The following is a 14,786-nucleotide window of genomic DNA, read 5'->3' as shown; positions in this document are numbered from 1 at the left end:
AATCGCGTGCTTCGCCGCCGTATGCCTTGGACAGAACCGTGCAGATTGCAGCGGTCAGAGTGGTTTTACCGTGGTCAACGTGACCGATAGTACCGACGTTGACGTGCGGTTTAGTCCGTTCAAACTTGCCTTTAGCCATGGCAGACTCCTGAAGGGATAGAACGATAGAGAGAAGAGAGATGTGGTGCCCATGACGCGGATCGAACGCGTGACCTCTCCCTTACCAAGGGAGTGCTCTACCACTGAGCCACATGGGCATTCAACTTCAGCCGAGCGTGGCTAAAGATTTTAAACCTGGAGCGGGTGAAGGGGATCGAACCCTCGTCTTAAGCTTGGAAGGCTTCTGCTCTACCATTGAGCTACACCCGCAGACTTTTCTTCACCCTCTCCTAAAGTTGCCTTGCTGGCTAACTTTAGAAAAGTGCTGGTGGTGGGAGTTGGATTCGAACCAACGTAGGCGCAGGGCCAACAGATTTACAGTCTGCCTCCTTTAACCACTCGGACATCCCACCCGAAGCGAAAATCGAATTATGGACATGTTTTAGGATGTCGTCAAGTCTTTTGACAAGAAAACTGAATAATTCACGGAATTTTTTTAAAAAATGGCGATTCAAGTCCCTTTTCCTCTGGTTTTGCTCCGTTTTCAGGGTGACTTTTCGGCTCATTTCGAGCGTATTGGAAAAAGGGAAATCGGTGTGAAATCCGGGTAAACACCGCATTTTCTTCGTATTTTTACTCTTTTTTTGTAAGCAAAAGATACTGTAGCCTGTTTTTAGATTTTTAGTTCCAACTACCGCTGCGCCCAAGCTTTTGGATTCAGCGCTGTCTGCGCTCTGCAAGCAGTTGCCTCGGGCATTGGATAAGTCACCTGGTCTGTCAGCAGTTCCACGGCCCTTCCAGCCTCATCGTCCTTGAATAGCCCTTTCCGACAAAAGCGTGCTGCCATTAATCCTGCAAGACAGGAGCAAACGACATACAAGACAAAGAAAAAGCCGACCTGCGGTCGGCTTTTAAATATGGCGACATTGCCCGGGCCAGACTTAATCGTCAGTCTGATCCAACAAGGACGACAAGCCCTGCTTTTCCAGCAAGGCATTCAAATGCTCCCAGCCATGAAAAGCGATTTGCAGTTGACCCTTATCCTTGGCCCCCACCTTCAGGGTCACTTTTGTGCCCAGGTGGTCCGACAACACCTTTTCAAACCGCTGAACATCGCCACTGCGACTTGCTTTGTTGTTCGCCTGCTTGCTGGCCGGCTCATCATCCTCATGCAAGGCGCGCGCGACCAGCTTCTCGGTTTCACGCACCGACAGTCGTCGAGCGATCACTTCATTGGCCAGCATGATCTGTCGTGCCGCATCCACCGCCAGCAAGGCACGAGCATGGCCCATGTCAATATCCCCTGCCAGCAACATGATCTGAACAGGTTCGGCCAGGTTGATCAGGCGCAACAGATTGCTGGTCGTCGAACGCGATCGACCAATGGCCTGGGCGGCCTGCTCATGGGTCAACCCGAACTCATCCAGCAGACGCTTCACACCTTGTGCTTCTTCAAGCGGATTAAGGTCTTCACGCTGAATGTTCTCGATCAGGGCCATGATAGCGGCGTTTTCATCGCCCACTTCCCGAACCAGGACCGGCACTTCTTCCAAGCCCGCAATCTGGGAGGCCCGAAAACGGCGTTCACCGGCGATGATCTCGTACTTGCCTTTGTCCTTACCGGATAAAGGACGCACCAAAATAGGTTGCATCACGCCTTGTGCGCGAATGGATTCGGCCAGCTCATTCAGGGCGCCTTCGTCCATGCGGGTACGTGGCTGATACACCCCGGCCTTGAGCAGCTTGACCGGCAACGTGGAAGGCGGGCCATCGCTCACTGCCGCTTCGCCTTTCTTTCCTATGCTTGCGATAGCGCCTGCGTCTGCGCCGAGCAAGGCATCCAAGCCTCGACCTAGACCTTTGGGTTTTCGTGTAGCCATGCTTACATTCCTATTGATTCTTATGTGCCTTATGCCTTGTCGCTGCGGGATTCTTTTTTCAAGCGTTTGATCAGCTCTTTGCCAAAATCCATATAGGCCTTGGCGCCCCGGGAATTCTTGTCATAAACAATACCTGGCATGCCGTGACTTGGCGCTTCCGCCAAACGCACATTACGTGGCACTACTGTCTTGAACACCTTATCGCCAAAGTGTGTCTCGATCTGGTTGGACACCTGCTGCTGCAAGGTAACACGCCCATCAAACATCACTCGCAGCAAACCAATCAACTGCAAATCCGGGTTGATATTGCGATAGACCCGCTTGACTGTATTGACCAGGTCCGACAGCCCTTCCAATGCAAAGTACTCGCACTGCATGGGGATAATCACGCCGTGCGCGCTGGCCAGACCATTCAGTGTCAGCAGCGACAAGGTAGGCGGGCAGTCAATCAACACAAAATCATAATCGTCTAGGACCTGTGCCAGCGCTTGTTTGAGCTGTTGCTCACGCTCTTGCATCTGAATCAGGTCAATTTCAGCCCCCGAGAGCTCCCTGTTGGAAGGCAGGACATCGTAACCACCTGTTTCTGAATGTATCTTTACATTAGCAATGCTTTCATCGCCAATCAGCACTTGATACAAATTACCCGATAGGCTGTTTTTATCAATGCCGCTGCCCATGGTGGCATTGCCTTGGGGGTCCAGGTCGATCAATAAAACTTTTTTCTTCAAGGCAGCAAGTGCAGCGGCCAAGTTAATGGCTGTGGTTGTCTTGCCTACCCCACCTTTCTGGTTTGCAATACAAAACACATAGGCACGGGGAGTTTTTACGTCGTTTTTACTCATGATTATCCTTGCTGCACCAACCACACTAGACAACGCTGTGCCTCTAGCTCCGGTACGGTTAATGATTCAATTCGTTCGACCTGCCAGTTGCTTTCGGATTGCAAGGCAGCTATCTCCAGATCGGGTTCTTTACCCTTCATAGCCGCAATGCGCCCACCTGGACGAACATGCCTACCTGCCAAATTCACAAAATCAAGCAGCGAAGAAAAAGCTCGGGAAACTACGATATCTGCTTGCAAAGGTTCCTGCTGCTCTACCCGTACATGCATGGCTGATAAATTGGGCAAACCCAATGCCCCAACCATTTGCTGGACAAATGCCATTTTTTTCTCGACCGCATCAATGCAGGTAATGTTCCACGTGGAACATGAGGCAGCCAAAACTACCCCTGGCAAGCCTGCCCCCGATCCCACATCTACAATCCGAACCGCTTCCTGAGTCGGAAGATTTTTACTGGCCAGATAATTCTGAAACGGTCGAACAATCGACAGGCTATCAAAAATATGTTGCACCAGCATTTGATCTGGGTCACGCAAGGCGGTCAGATTATAGGTACGGTTCCAGCGCTGCAATTGCTTGATGTAGTCGAGCAGCTTGCGCACCAGTACGGGGTCCTGATCAAGCCCCAGATCTACCAGGGCCTGATTCAGACGTTTTGAATACATATCACTCATGCCGATTGCTTGCTTTTCTGCTTGCGTTTCAGGTGTACCAACAATAATGAAACCGCGGCGGGAGTCACACCTTGAACCCGTCCGGCCTGTCCAATCGTCAATGGCTTGGCCGCCTTCAACCGTTGGCGAACTTCGATCGACAAGCCTTTGATATCGTCATAATCCAGATCCTCTGGAATACCCTGCTCTTCCAGGGCTGCCTGTCGCGTCACCTCATCCTGCTGGCGCGCTACATAGCCGGCGTACTTAACCTGAATCTCCACCTGTTCAATATGAACTGGATCTTCTAAGCCTGGTCCTGCTATGGGTAGTCCTTGGTCGTTCAGTACGGCCATCAACTTCCCATAGTCCACTTCAGGCCGCTTGAGCAAATCAAAAAAGGAATATTCCCGTTCGATATTTTTACCTAACAGTGCTTGGGCTTGCTCAGAAGGCAGACTGCGAGGGTTCACCCAAGTTCCCTTCAAACGCTCAATTTCACGTGCGACAGCGTCACGCTTGCGGTTGAAATGGTCCCACCGAGCATCATCCACCAGGCCCAGTTCACGACCAATTTCGGTCAGCCGCTGGTCGGCATTATCTTCCCGTAAGCTCAACCGGTATTCAGCACGTGAAGTGAACATGCGGTAAGGCTCAGTGACACCGCGAGTGATCAGGTCGTCAACCAAGACGCCAAGATAAGCCTCATTACGACGAGGGTACCATTGCTCTTTATCCTGGGCTAAACGGGCCGCGTTCACCCCCGCCAACAAGCCCTGAGCGGCGGCTTCCTCGTAACCTGTCGTGCCATTGATCTGACCGGCAAAGAACAAGCCACGAATCTGCTTGGTCTCCAGCGTGGGATATAGGGATCGAGGGTCGAAATAATCGTACTCAATCGCGTAGCCTGGGCGCATGATGCGGGCATTCTCCAAGCCAGGCAGACTGCGCACCATAGCTAACTGAATATCAAATGGCAAGCTAGTTGAAACACCATTTGGATAAATCTCGGTGGTGCTCAGCCCTTCGGGCTCCAGAAATACTTGATGACTGCTTTTGTCCGCAAAGCGATGAATTTTGTCTTCGATCGATGGACAGTAGCGTGGACCAATTCCCTCAATCGTTCCCTGGTCGCTATACATAGGCGAACGATCCAGACCCGAGCGAATAATGTCGTGAGTACGCTCGTTGGTATGCGTAATCCAGCACGGCATCTGTTGGGGATGCATGGAAACATCCCCCATATAAGAGAACACAGGAATGGGATCACTATCGCCGGGCTGAACTTCCAGACGGGAAAAATCGATGGTATTGGCATCAATACGCGGAGGGGTTCCTGTCTTCAATCGCCCTTGGGGCAGTTGCAGTTCCCGCAAGCGATGCGCCAGGCTGATGGAAGGGGGGTCCCCTGCCCGACCGGCAGAATAGTTATTCAGGCCCACATGGACCAGACCATTCAAAAAAGTACCTGCCGTCAGAACCACGGACTTGGCCTTGAACTCCAAGCCAATCTTGGTCACGGCACCGACCACCCGATCACCTTCCACAATCAGGTCCTCGACCGACTGTTGGAACACCATCAAATTGGGTTGATTCTGCAGAACCTCTCGAATAGCCTTGCGGTACAGGGAACGATCTGCCTGTGCACGAGTAGCACGCACCGCTGGGCCTTTGGAGCTATTCAGGGTGCGAAATTGAATACCTGCGCGGTCGGTAGCCAAAGCCATTGCCCCGCCCAATGCATCTACTTCCTTAACCAAATGGCCCTTACCAATCCCGCCGATGGAAGGATTGCAGGACATCTGTCCCAAGGTATCCATATTATGGGTTAGCAATAAGGTAGACACGCCGGTTCGAGCTGCCGCTAAAGCCGCTTCGGTACCAGCATGTCCGCCGCCTATGACAATAACGTCAAACTCTTCGGGATAAATCATGTCAGAACAGCTAAAAAATAAAAATCAATTATACGATTACCAGCGAGGTATGTTCCACGTGAAACACATGGAATCTGGATCTGTTCCACGTGGAACACACTTTTTTGCGTAAATACCACTGTGGATAACTTTGTGGAGAAAGAGGCCGTTTTTTCAAGTCGGACTTGACCAAGAGACGCGGAGCAACGCTCCAAAGCCAATCCTCGAGGGGATGACGCTATGGAGCGAAGCCATAAAAGGCGGGCTTGTCACTCTTAAATCTCTTAAAAGTAGCTATCTGAGCAGCTACTCCAGCTCATGGGTATAGAAGCTTGACTGTCAGGTGGCAAAATTGTGGATAACAGAACCCTAAGATGAAATATCGCCTGATGTCTTCCTAAGTGCTTCCAACGTGAAACAACCATAAAATCTCGGCAATTGTTGAACGAAACGGCACTACCGCTACTCCCTTTCTCCCGCTCCAACAGCTCACTGTGAAACGTCCTATGAGCAAGCAAAAAGGGAAACAGACAAAGCGGGTACACAGATTTATTCTCCTTGTCATATCCGTGGGGCACGGCGATGCTGAAAAAATCCCAAGAAAAAAGGAGCGTTATCTAGGACTTTGCAAGAGGCAGTAAAAACGTGAAGAAGCGAAAAGCAGGGCCTATATAGGCACCCGCTATATTCATGTGTAAAAACAGCTCAGCCAAGCCGTTCCACGATCAACGGAACCATACGAAATCTGTGGTATTTTCCTCAGGAATTCGTCTGATACGTCGCCACCCCACTTTTTCCAGAAAATTTAAAGGGCGGGTGCATTCTTATTATTTATATCAGTAGACCCATGCAGATTACCTCCAAGCTCCCCTCTGTGGGCACCACTATCTTCACCACCATGAGTCAGCTGGCTCTGGAACATAAGGCTATCAATCTGGGACAAGGTTTTCCAGATTTCAATCCTGATCCCGCGCTTATTGAGGCCGTCCACCAGGCCATGCTCGATGGTCTTAACCAATACCCGGCAATGGCAGGTTACCTGCCTTTACGCAACGCTATCGCCAGCAAGACGCAATCACGCTATGGCCGTCGCTATGACGTAGAGACAGAGATTACCGTTACCAGCGGTGCCACCGAAGCATTGATGGCCAGTTTCCAGGCTTTTGTACACCCTGGCGACGAAGTCATTGTGATCGAGCCGTTCTACGATCTCTATATCCCTGCCATTGAACTAGCGGGAGGGATTCCTGTCGCCGTCCCCATGACACCACCAAGTGAAGCTGTACCTTACTACCGGGTAGATTGGGATCGCGTCGAATCTGCAATCAGCAGTAAGACACGCATGTTGGTGATCAACTTTCCACACAATCCCACTTGCACTATTTTGCGAGCAGAGGATCTGGATGCTCTGGAGCAGATTGTAGAAAAGCATCCTTTGATTATTTTGTCTGATGAGGTTTATGAGCACCTGACCTTTGATCAGAGAGAACATTTAAGCTTGGCGACCCGTCCCTCTCTGGCCGAACGAGCAGTGATCGTCTCTTCCTTTGGCAAGACCTTCCATGCCACAGGCTGGAAGGTTGGCTATTGCTGCGCCCCAGCCAAACTAAGTGCAGAGATTAGAAAAATCCATCAATACACAGTTTTTACCGTTCCCAGCCCTTTACAGGCGGGTCTAGCGACTTATATGCAAGAACCTGCTACCTGGGAGAGCCTGCCCTCTTTCTACCAGGAAAAACGCGACCATTTACACCAAGGCTTACAGCACACCCGTTTCAAACCCATGCCCAGCGAAGGTACGTTTTTTCTGTTGGCCAGCTATGACAATATTTCAGATCTACCTGAGTTGGATTTTGCCAAATACTTGAACCAACACTATGGTGTAGGCGCAATACCGGTCTCTGCCTTTTACCTGAATCCACACTCCGAACAGGCTAATCATCGTTTGCTGCGCTTTTGCTTTGCCAAACAGCCCAGCACCCTGGACCAAGCAATCGAACGATTAAAGAAGGTCTAGCACTCCGTTAACTATTCCGTACCACCAACCGCCGCCAGGCGGTTTTTTTTATCCCATTTTTGTGGACAAGTACACATCAGTAAATCTCATCTCTTCAAATGCAGAGGAGCGGCTCAGGCCTTGTGAAACATGCATCCCCACTTGAAGCACAAAACCTCGTGTGCGCAACACAAAACCACCGCTTTGTGGCACATGCATAAAGAAACGTAAAACAGCCCTCTCAGCCTTCAAACGAGCCCCCTGTTGATAACTTTGGGGGTAAACCTGATTTTTTCTCCAGTTATGGCCTTTCTTTCACCGAGAAAAAAGCAAATTAAGCTATACAGTCGCTTTCTCGTGTTGAGTCCAAGCTTTACGAATGAAACCGGAGCAATAAACACAAAAAAGAAAAATATAGATATAAAACAATGACTTATTTCGATATTGAAAGCACATTCACAACTACGTAACTGTGTAAAAAAACAGCCTACTGACCTCAAGCGAACACAGGTGACAAGTGACAAACCGCCACTGACGCTTTACCCACAAATTGTGGATAAGTCAAAAGTCTAAACACGATTGACCTAGTACAAGCTCCAGGCACAACAACTCCCTAAGCCAAAGCAAATACTTGGCTAAACAATTTTTATCGGTAGAACAGGTCTTTTTGCTGCCAACACCCTTTCCTTGAGCTTTTCTCATACTGCAGTAAAGCCTCAGAAGGCAACAACAAAGCCGATCCTCAACAGGCTTGAAAAATATTTTTCAGCTCTGTTGGCTCAGTTTTCTGTATGCAAAACATGCATAAGCCAGTCTTGAGCGAGATCGTGATTTTTGTTCATGGACTGCATCTTAGTCGAGAACTTTTGACTTGCAAAGGGTAAGAGCCTGGTCAGGGTACCGCTGAACTTATCTTATATAACAAGCACTTAAATTTTTTATTAAGATGATTGGATGGAAGCCTGTTGATAAGTCGAACAAGTGCTTTTAAGAGTGGTAAAACAAGCACTTAGCCTGTTTTTTAACGGGGATAGATCTGACGCTTGTCAGTGGATGGTTTAGGAACAACTTTTAGAGAGCGCGAAGAAGTACCTACTTATGCCTTATGTATCCACACACTGTGCACAATCACCTTCCTAGAGCTTATCCACAGAAAAGAAAATTGTAACAGCGCACGGAAAGCCTTATTTATCGCGTGGGGTAAGTAAAACCGGTGTCGGTCATGATGATTTTTTCAGGCCAGCGCAACGCTGCCAGATGAAAAGCGGAGTCTTCAGGCGCCTGGGCTTTATGCCGATCGCGCCAGCGTGCCCCTACGGAGTAATCGATGCAAAACGTATTTTTCTTCGCTCCGTGCCATGAAAAAGGATCTATGTCTTTGAATAATAAGGAATATTTAGACATTTTCGCAACTGGCTGAGGAAATAGCTGACGCCAGTAATGGCCAAAAACCACAGGAACGTCGTCCAGGTAGCTGTCCCACCAGGCGGTACGATCCGAAAAACGCCATCGATTTCCTGCAAAAAAAGCTTGTTTAGCAGGGCCTTCGGTTCCGGAGGTCAGCAAACGGATTGGGTTGAACTCATTTTTGAGCAAATCGTAGTCAATATAGGACTGCAATAAGGGCATCAAAACGTGTGGATCTTCAATTTTTTCTTTCCAGTCCTGTTTTGCACGCAGATATTTATCTAGAATTCCTTTTTTTTCTGCATAATTATCCGCTTTATGTTCGCATTCAAAGAAATAATCAAGAAAATCGTCACTTTTTACGGCTCTAAGCGTATCAATTGCTGGATTACTCCACGCTGCATGCACGATTCTAAGATCATCTCTCTCCAAAACAATGGGTAATGTACGTAGAAATTCTTTAATTTTGTCTCTATTTTCAGGTTTTACCCGTTTGAATGGAGAGTAATTTCTTAAGTCTGATCGGTACCGTTCTTCAAAAAACCATCCAGAACCATCTTTTGCATCATCAATCAGCAGGTTGATCTCATGATTACCTAAAATTCCTTTTGCTTTTTTATTTGTAATCAATGACTTAAGGTAATCAATTACGGCTGGGCTATCTGGCCCTCTGTCACAATAATCTCCAACGAATATTAAATGACGGTTTTCAGGATGAGAGCCATCAGGCTCATAACCTAAATTTTCGATCAGTTGCAGTAGGGCCTGGAACTCTCCATGTACATCACCAATGATGTCTAAGGAACCAGTAGGTAAAGCTTGTACAAGAAAGTTGGGCATGGGTGAAAGCTTCTTTATTTAACAATAACTATATATATAACTGGTAATGGATAATGGGTGTCTGTGGATAAGTGGCATAGCCTAAAATTTATCTTTAATTTCATCCACTTAGCGACTGTTTTTACCTGTGCACCATCCCGAGGAAGACGGTGGAGCGAAACTGGACAACATTTGGGGTCTGGAAAAACAGGCGACTTATCCCCCTTTCATCCACAGCGCGTCCACAGCAGCCCCTCTTGGAGCTTATCCACAGGGGCCGGACGCCTGTCCCAGCCTTAAATATAGCTTTTTTGTTCAGTCCTCGACCGGTTTTCTAAGCAGAATCCACCCTGGCGAGAAGTGCCGGGGTGAACGAGCCCCCCCCCATCAACAGCATCATGTTCTGGGACTGATTAAGCCTTTATAATATCCACAAACTATTCACTTTCTTATTAACCGACCATTTTGTCGGAAACGATATTTTCATTTTTGGTTTAATCGAATTTGTTAATAAGATTGTGGATTACTTTTTAATCCCATTCTGTGGATAAGTTCATACATCACGATTGTTATTGGTTTTGTTCAAGACAAGATCGTTGTTTTGTTAATCAAACCGAAGTTCTTGTGCGGTCTTTTTTTATTGAACCCGTATCGTCTTTTGTTATTTTTCTTCAGCTTTATTTTTATTAATCGACTTCTTTTTGGTAAAGAATCTTATTTTCCGTGTTATGAAAGTGAATGTTCTTGCTAATCAATAAGAAGGATTTTTATAGATGTCTTCATGTTTTCTATTTTTTTATAGAAAACGAATTTTTATTTTTTAATTTTCAAAATTTCAAAATTTCAAATTTTTAATGAGAGCACCTGTTCTCATTAGCAAAAATTCTGAAGTACAAATAAAAATGTTGGAAGGCTGGGTTTTGCGCAGGAAACTACTTGCCGACCCGACCCGACCCGACCCGACCCGACCCGACCCGACCCGACCCGACCCGACCCGACCCGACCCGAGAGGACCGATCTGATAAGTTGTCGAGGAACAGGCTATCTTGCCGTATAAATCTGTTTATTTATTCAGTGCTGATTATAAAATCAGTGTTTGTTCTGGGCAGGCAGTCCTAATCCTGGCGTTTTTTTATTGCGTGATCCGGACCAGGGCAGTAACCGTGGCTTTTTGGCGAAAGTGGCAATTTCGTTTGGTCGACGCTCTACTTTGATAGGACAATCTGTCCATGTTGGAACTTTCAAGATGTTTCAGCCAACAAACTCTTGAGTTTGAATCGCAGATCGCCGTCAAGGTAAGGCGAAACAGGCGATTGCCCGAGTGCGTGAACAGGTGGCGTCCCTCTTGCTCGGCGGAATCACCCACTTATCTTTAAGGGGTATGTTTTTTCCTTGAGCCAGGCAAGGGTATTCTCCTGCTGGCCAGGAGCCCAGACCGCTATAAGAAATAGCGCGAAATCTGCCCTCATGTAACAATTGCCGCCAAGGCTGTTTAATCCTTAAGTATCGTCTCGCTACTCTTCCCGTACTTCATGTCTCAACCGAATATCGAAGAAGCCGCTCAGGATTGGCACGGCTTGCTCCAGAAAGTGCCCCCGGCGGTTCGCGCTCACGTACTGACTATCACCCAAGATAACCAGGACGAGCTTGCGACCCACTTTTATACCCATATGCTCAAGCACCCTGCCGCGCAGGTGTACCTGTCACATGATCAGGTACACAAGCGTTTGCATCGCTCCTTGCGCAGTTGGTTGGTGCAACTGTTCTCCGTAGATGAACACAGTGACATGCAAGATCAGGTCAAGCTGCAGAACCAGGTGGGGGAGGTCCATGCTCGGGTCGGGGTGCCCGTGCATCTGGTGTTGCGGGGAGCCCGTTTGCTCAAGGGGCGCTATGCCCGCTTTTTGTTTGAGTCCTCGGACATCAGCTCCGAGCAGGCCTGGGAGTGTTTTCGGTACGTACAGAACTTTATTGATCTGGCGATGGAGCTGATGAGCCATGCCTACGCCAACTCACGTGAGCGCAAGTCTCGCGCGGAGGAGTCGTACCGTTTGTTTGCGATTGTGCAGAACGTAGCCGCCGAGCGCGGTCGACAGCGGGCTGCCCTGCTGGATTGGGAGAACCTGTTCATGTTCGCAATGGCGGTCAACAATGGCGTCACCCCTGCCCCGCGAATCGGGGACTCGGATTTCGGTATCTGGTTCAAACATAAAGGCGCCCATGCATTTCAGGGTACGGTAGAGAGCCGCGAGATCCTGGATCTGATGAATTTGATTGATACACAGCTGATGCCGGCCTTTGAGAAAGGTGATGCGAAGGGTCAGGTACTGCTTTTGCATGAGCTGCGTGATCGAACCCGAGCAATTGGTTTGCACCTGGATCGTCTGTTTGAGCAGCAAAATGAACTGGAGTCGGGGCGGGATGTGCTTACCCGCCTGCTTAGCCGCAAGTATCTGCCCGTCGTACTGAGCCGTGAGGTGGGCTATGCCCAGCAACGTGGATCACGATTCGCGTTGTTGGCAGTTGATATTGACTACTTCAAACGGGTCAATGACACGCATGGGCATGATGCCGGCGATCGTGTCTTGCGTCAGTTTGCTGAATTACTCAGCAATAGTGCCCGAGCTGGTGATTATGTATTTCGTCTCGGCGGCGAGGAGTTTCTCCTGGTGCTGGTGGACGTGGATGCGGACGGGGCGATGCGTGCTGCCCGTAATTTGCGTCTTCGCATTCATGCTGAGACCTTTCGGGTCGTGGATGGGGAGAGCATGGCTATTACCGCCAGCATCGGCGTGGCCTTGTACGATGGTCATCCGGATTATGAACGTACACTGCGCCGTGTTGATCGTGCCTTGTATCAGGCTAAAGAGGAAGGGCGCGACCGGGTCGTGTACGTTTGACAGGACAAGCCTGTCCGCTCTTTTATGTCGTATGGCGGCAACCTGTGCTACAAGTGCGTATTGTTTTGTTTTTGCCTACGTTTTGTGGCTTGCTGTTGACCTAAGGCTGTTTCATGAGGACGCCGCTCCGGCTTAAGAGCGGCCTCGGGTCCCACTACATTGAATGGCATAAACGCGTTGGCTGATGGCCAAGGCAAGATTTGTTTGCGAGCTGATTTTATGCATCCCCGTTTGGCTGTTTTCCCCCAGTATCTACTTCCTAAACAGGCATTGACCGAGTTTTTGGGCGGCCTGGCCTCCAGGCCCATGGGCGGACGTACGACCTGGGTCATCAAGCGTTTTATTGATCGTTACCAGGTCGATATGAGCGAGGCAGAGAACTCCGATCCAGCCAGCTATGCGACGTTTAACGAGTTCTTTGGCCGAGCGTTGCGCCCCGGGGCCCGACCTATTGCCGATGCGGCACTGGTCAGCCCTGTTGATGGAGCCATTAGCCAACTGGGCGTGATCCAGGGCGCGGAAGTGTTCCAGGCCAAGGGCCATAGCTACTCGACGACAGCCTTGATTGGGGGCGATGCCCAAGAGGCTGCCCGTTATCAGGATGGGCTGTTTGCGACCCTGTACCTAAGCCCCAGCGACTATCATCGGGTGCATATGCCTTGTCAGGGTGTGCTCAAGCGCATGATTCATGTGCCGGGCGATTTGTTCTCGGTCAATCCTACGACTGCGCGTGGTGTGCCAGGACTGTTTGCTCGTAACGAACGGGTGGTTTGTTTTTTCGACTCTGAGCAGGGCCCATTTGTACTGGTGCTGGTAGGAGCGACCGTGGTGGGCAGCATGGTTACGGTCTGGCATGGCGTTGTCAATGCGGCGCGTGACGGCAAGGTTCGCGAATGGAATTATGAGGGCCAGAATATTGTTCTGGAAAAAGGACAGGAAATGGGCCGCTTTCTGCTAGGTTCCACTGTGGTCATGCTGTTTCCCAAGGAAAGCGGATATCGTTTTGAGCCGAGCTGGCAGCCGCAAGGGGTCATTCGTCAGGGGCAGGCCATGGGCTATCAGGGCTAAACCCTGTTTTCTTGAGAGTAGAACCTGTGTTCAAGTGGGCACAGGTTTTTTTTTACCCCTTTTTTCAGGGTAAGCGTGATTTGAAATCAGGTGGTTTGTGGAGTGTGTATGAAAAGGTGGGGGGCGAGGGTGATCAAGATACTGATTCTGTTATTGGTCTTGATGGTGACTGTCTGGGGGGCGTTGGCGCTGCTGTTTCAATGGCCGGCAGGCGCAGGACGCTGGATGCTCGTGTCTGTTTGGATGGGGATGGCCTTGCTGAGCCTGTATGCCTTGAGCAACGGCAAGAACGTTTTTTTTGTGCCCCAGGGCCTGGGACTGGTGCTATTGCTTGGCTGGTGGGGCAGTATCGTCCCGAGCAATGAGCGACTGTGGGCCACCGATGTAAACAGAATGAGCTATGGCGAGATCCATGGTTCGGTGGTGACTTTGCATAATGTGCGGGATTTTAATTGGCGCAGTGAAACCGATTTCGATGAGCGCTGGATTACGCAGGACTATGACCTGCAAACGCTTAAATCGGTTGATATGTTTCTTTCCTACTGGATGGGACCGGTCATAGCACATACTTTGGTGTCGTTTGGCTTTGAGGATGGTCGCCATGTGGTGTTCTCGGTAGAGATTCGCAAAGAGCGAGGTGAAGCCTTTTCTGCGATAGGCGGATTTTTCAAAGAGTTTGAGTTGAGCCTGATCGCTGCAACAGAGCAGGATATTGTCCGCACACGCAGCAATGTTCGAGGCGAGGACGTGTACATGTACAGTGTGGAATTGGCCAAGCCGGCCATGCAGGCACTTTTCCTGTCTTACGTGGAGCAGGGCCGACAACTGCAAACCGCGCCCCGCTTCTACAACACCTTGACGGCTAACTGCACCACGATTGTTTATGACATGGTGTCCAAGATTGTGGATGGGGTGCCATGGGACTGGCGGGTGTTGGCTTCGGGCTATCTGGCAGAGTATGTGTATGGTTTGAATGCCCTGGCTCCAGGCCATACTTTCAAGGAGTTGCAGCAATTGGGTTATATCAACCCCCGGGCGTTGGCTGAACAGCCCGGAGAAGATTTTTCTGCTCTGATTCGACGGGATTTACCCCTTGTAGGCCCTATTTAAGGTTGTTTTTGACGTTTTTGTTCCACGTGAAACATACGTTTTATTCTTTTTGATCTTGAAATTAGAGCGAATTTGTAAACCATCTAAAAAATAAAA

General features: G+C 49.4%; 10 protein-coding genes and 3 tRNA genes. 4 read left to right on the top strand and 9 right to left on the bottom strand.

All coding sequences use genetic code 11. From position 1 onward, the window contains the following. From V6936_RS15280 to mnmG, 8 genes are all read right to left on the bottom strand, one after another. On the bottom strand, window positions 1-139 hold a 139-nt coding region (locus V6936_RS15280; protein WP_336580056.1), incomplete at its 3' end, for a GTP-binding protein. Between the two features lie 43 nt (window positions 140-182). Continuing rightward, a tRNA-Thr gene (locus tag V6936_RS15275) sits at window positions 183-257 on the bottom strand. A 38-nt stretch (window positions 258-295) separates the two neighbouring features. Further along, a tRNA-Gly gene (locus V6936_RS15270) sits at window positions 296-369 on the bottom strand. Between the two features lie 56 nt (window positions 370-425). After that, window positions 426-512: transfer RNA gene (locus tag V6936_RS15265), tRNA-Tyr, on the bottom strand. 528 nt (window positions 513-1,040) lie between these two features. Continuing rightward, the gene (locus V6936_RS15260) at window positions 1,041-1,979 is read right to left on the bottom strand and encodes a ParB/RepB/Spo0J family partition protein (RefSeq protein WP_059318442.1); all 939 of its coding nucleotides are present in this window, start codon (window positions 1,977-1,979) and stop codon (window positions 1,041-1,043) included. Window positions 1,980-2,008: 29 nt separating this feature from the next. After that, on the bottom strand, window positions 2,009-2,824 hold the full coding sequence (locus tag V6936_RS15255) for a ParA family protein (protein ID WP_003800818.1): 816 nt from the start codon (window positions 2,822-2,824) through the stop codon (window positions 2,009-2,011). 2 nt (window positions 2,825-2,826) lie between these two features. Continuing rightward, window positions 2,827-3,498, bottom strand: a complete 672-nt coding sequence (gene rsmG / locus V6936_RS15250; protein ID WP_003800816.1) for a 16S rRNA (guanine(527)-N(7))-methyltransferase RsmG — start codon at window positions 3,496-3,498, stop codon at window positions 2,827-2,829. After that, window positions 3,495-5,411 carry a tRNA uridine-5-carboxymethylaminomethyl(34) synthesis enzyme MnmG gene (gene mnmG, locus V6936_RS15245; protein ID WP_059318441.1) on the bottom strand — a complete coding sequence of 639 codons (1,917 nt, stop codon included), beginning with the start codon at window positions 5,409-5,411 and terminating at the stop codon, window positions 3,495-3,497. The genes rsmG and mnmG overlap by 4 nt, the downstream gene beginning before the upstream one ends. A gap of 826 nt (window positions 5,412-6,237) precedes the next feature. On the opposite strand from mnmG, the gene V6936_RS15240 reads away from it, so the two are divergent. Further along, the gene (locus V6936_RS15240; protein WP_003800812.1) at window positions 6,238-7,407 is read left to right on the top strand and encodes a methionine aminotransferase; all 1,170 of its coding nucleotides are present in this window, start codon (window positions 6,238-6,240) and stop codon (window positions 7,405-7,407) included. A gap of 1,167 nt (window positions 7,408-8,574) precedes the next feature. On the opposite strand, the gene V6936_RS15235 is transcribed toward V6936_RS15240, so the two are convergent. Beyond that, window positions 8,575-9,633: a metallophosphoesterase gene (locus V6936_RS15235; protein ID WP_039943144.1), complete on the bottom strand. Its 1,059-nt coding sequence runs from the start codon at window positions 9,631-9,633 to the stop codon at window positions 8,575-8,577. A gap of 1,511 nt (window positions 9,634-11,144) precedes the next feature. Between V6936_RS15235 and V6936_RS15230 the strand changes: the two genes are divergently transcribed. The 3 genes from V6936_RS15230 (at window position 11,145) to V6936_RS15220 (ending at window position 14,690) form a co-directional block, all read left to right on the top strand. Further along, entirely contained in the window at window positions 11,145-12,512 is a 1,368-nt protein-coding gene (locus V6936_RS15230; protein ID WP_003800809.1) for a diguanylate cyclase, read from the top strand. Between the two features lie 219 nt (window positions 12,513-12,731). Continuing rightward, a complete protein-coding gene (gene asd, locus V6936_RS15225) occupies window positions 12,732-13,580 on the top strand; it encodes an archaetidylserine decarboxylase (protein ID WP_039943175.1) in 849 nt (282 codons plus the stop codon). A 108-nt stretch (window positions 13,581-13,688) separates the two neighbouring features. Continuing rightward, complete coding sequence (locus tag V6936_RS15220) at window positions 13,689-14,690, top strand: lipoprotein N-acyltransferase Lnb domain-containing protein (RefSeq protein WP_201024863.1); 1,002 nt, start codon at window positions 13,689-13,691, stop codon at window positions 14,688-14,690. Window positions 14,691-14,786: the final 96 nt, after the last annotated feature.

The sequence above is a fragment of the Alcaligenes sp. CHO6 genome, from assembly GCF_037120595.1.
In the GTDB taxonomy this organism is placed as follows: domain Bacteria; phylum Pseudomonadota; class Gammaproteobacteria; order Burkholderiales; family Burkholderiaceae_B; genus Alcaligenes; species Alcaligenes ammonioxydans.
The sequence above is the reverse complement of the archived record's forward strand: the minus strand, read 5'-3'. Positions and strand labels throughout refer to the sequence as shown.

Excerpts from the sequence above, each read along its gene's own strand:
- V6936_RS15260 (WP_059318442.1), bottom strand. The coding sequence starts at position 1,979 with ATGGCTACACGAAAACCCAAAGGTCTAGGTCGAGGCTTGGATGCCTTG.
- V6936_RS15255 (WP_003800818.1), bottom strand. The coding sequence starts at position 2,824 with ATGAGTAAAAACGACGTAAAAACTCCCCGTGCCTATGTGTTTTGTATT.
- rsmG (WP_003800816.1), bottom strand. The coding sequence starts at position 3,498 with ATGAGTGATATGTATTCAAAACGTCTGAATCAGGCCCTGGTAGATCTG.
- mnmG (WP_059318441.1), bottom strand. The coding sequence starts at position 5,411 with ATGATTTATCCCGAAGAGTTTGACGTTATTGTCATAGGCGGCGGACAT.
- V6936_RS15240 (WP_003800812.1), top strand. The coding sequence starts at position 6,238 with ATGCAGATTACCTCCAAGCTCCCCTCTGTGGGCACCACTATCTTCACC.
- V6936_RS15235 (WP_039943144.1), bottom strand. The coding sequence starts at position 9,633 with ATGCCCAACTTTCTTGTACAAGCTTTACCTACTGGTTCCTTAGACATC.
- V6936_RS15230 (WP_003800809.1), top strand. The coding sequence starts at position 11,145 with ATGTCTCAACCGAATATCGAAGAAGCCGCTCAGGATTGGCACGGCTTG.
- asd (WP_039943175.1), top strand. The coding sequence starts at position 12,732 with ATGCATCCCCGTTTGGCTGTTTTCCCCCAGTATCTACTTCCTAAACAG.
- V6936_RS15220 (WP_201024863.1), top strand. The coding sequence starts at position 13,689 with ATGAAAAGGTGGGGGGCGAGGGTGATCAAGATACTGATTCTGTTATTG.